This window comes from Mycobacterium sp., from assembly GCF_049673265.1.
GTDB lineage: Bacteria > Actinomycetota > Actinomycetes > Mycobacteriales > Mycobacteriaceae > Mycobacterium.
Map to the genome: position 1 here is coordinate 1 of NZ_JBATXN010000688.1, position 2,037 is coordinate 2,037.

The 2,037-nt window shown below is 68.7% G+C and carries 1 protein-coding gene and 1 pseudogene; both read left to right on the forward strand.

Going from position 1 to position 2,037, the window contains the following annotated elements:
- On the forward strand, positions 1 to 1,656 hold a 1,656-nt coding region (lpqB, locus tag WBF82_RS23430), incomplete at its 5' end, for an MtrAB system accessory lipoprotein LpqB (protein WP_424385319.1).
- Positions 1,657 to 1,711: 55 nt separating this feature from the next.
- A pseudogene (locus WBF82_RS23435) lies at positions 1,712 to 2,037 on the forward strand (ComF family protein); the annotation flags it as partial.

Genomic DNA, 2,037 nt, shown 5'->3' on the forward strand with positions numbered 1-2,037 from the left:
CCGGCGCCGTCGAACCTGCCCAAGCCGACGCCGGGTATGGATCCCGACATGCTGCTGCGCGAATTCCTCAAAGCCACCGCGGATCCGGCCAACCGCCACCTTGCGGCGCGTCAGTTCCTCACCCAGTCTGCGTCGAACGCGTGGGATGATGCCGGCAGCGCGCTACTGATCGACCACGTGGTCTTCGTGGAAACCCATAGCAGTGAACGGGTTTCGGTGACGATGCGGGCAGACAAACTCGGGTCGCTCTCGGATATGGGCGTATTTGAAACAGCCGAGGGCATGCTGCCTGATCCCGGTCCGATCGAGCTGATCAAGACACCGGGCGGCTGGCGCATCGACCGCCTGCCCAACGGCGTCTTCTTGGACTGGCAGCAATTCCAGGCCACCTACAAGCGCAACACGCTCTATTTCGCGGACCCGACCGGCAAGACCGTCGTTCCGGATCCGCGCTACGTCGCGGTCGCCGACCGTGATCAGTTGGCCACCGAACTGGTTTCCAAGCTGATCGCCGGTCCGCGTCCGGAGATGGCCAAGAGCGTGCGCAACATGCTCGGCCCGCCGCTGCGGCTGCGCGGACCGGTGACTCGGGCCGACGGCGGAAAGACCGGCATCGGACATGGTTACGCCGGCGCCCGCATCGATCTGGAACTGCTGACCGTCGCCGACCCGCATAGCAAGCAATTGCTTGCCGCGCAGATCATCTGGACCCTGGCTCGTGCCGATATCAAAGGGCCCTACGTGATCAACGCCGACGGCGCCGCGCTCGACGAGAGGTTCGCCGCCGGGTGGAACCCCTCCGACGTCGCCGCCACCGACCCGGGTGTCGCGGAGGGTGCCGCGGCCGGCGTGCACGCGCTGGTGGGTGGCAGGCTTGTGTCGCTGAACGGGCAGACCTCCGACCCGGTGCCTGGTGCGTTCGGGCGAACAACGGACCAGACCGGAGCCGCGCTGTCGCGCAGCGGGCACCAGGTCGCGTCGGTGGTGACGCTGCGGCCGGGCGCTCCGGATATGGCCGCGTCGTTGTGGATCGGCGATCTCGGCGGCGAGGCGGTGGAAGCCGCTGACGGGCATACGTTGTCGCGGCCCAGCTGGTCGCTGGATGAGGCGGTGTGGGTGGTCGCCGACGGCAACACCGTGCTGCGCGCCATCGCGGGCACGGCTTCGGGTCAGCCGGCGCGTCTACCGGTGGATTCGGCGGCGGTGTCCACTCGCTTCCCGGGTGTGCTCGCCGACCTGCAGCTGTCCCGGGACGGGACGCGCGCGGCGATGCTCATCGGTGGCCAGGTGATCCTGGCCAGCGTCGAGCAGACCCAGGCGGGCCAGTTCGCGTTGACCTACCCGCGTCGGCTCGGGTTCGGGCTGGGTTCCTCGGTGGTGTCGTTGTCGTGGCGCACCGACGACGACATTGCGGTGAGCCGCAACGATCCTGAGCATCCGGTGTCCTACGTCAACATCGACGGGGTGAACTCCGATGCGCCGAACGGCAATCTGCAACAGCCGGTGTCCGTGATCGCGGCTAATCCCTCGATGGTGTACGTGGCCGATCCGCGCGGGGTGATGCAGCTGTCGATTTCGGGAGCCGAAGGGCCGCAGGGCTGGTTGGACATACCGCCGTTCATGGTGGCCGGCGCGGTGCCGGTGCTGCCCGGATAAGTGCCCAGTCGCGCGGGTTAGCCAACCTGTCGGCCCCCGCCGTCACACTGGCGCTGTGCTCGATCTCGTTCTTCCGCTGGAATGCGGCGGCTGTGCGGCGCCGTCGACCCGCTGGTGCGAGGCCTGCGCCCGCGAGCTGGCCGTGGGTCACGAGGCGCCGCGGGTGGTGAGCCCGCGCATCGACGCGGGAGTTCCGGTGTTGGCGCTGGGCCGCTACGCGGGTGCGCGCCGCCAAGCGATCGTCGCGATGAAAGACCGCGGCCGCACCGACCTCATCACGCCGTTGGCTCAGGCGTTGGCGCTTGGTGTGCACCGACTACTCGGGTGGGGTCTGCTGGATGTCCCGCTGGCGATCGTGCCGGCGCCGACCCGCAGGTGGGC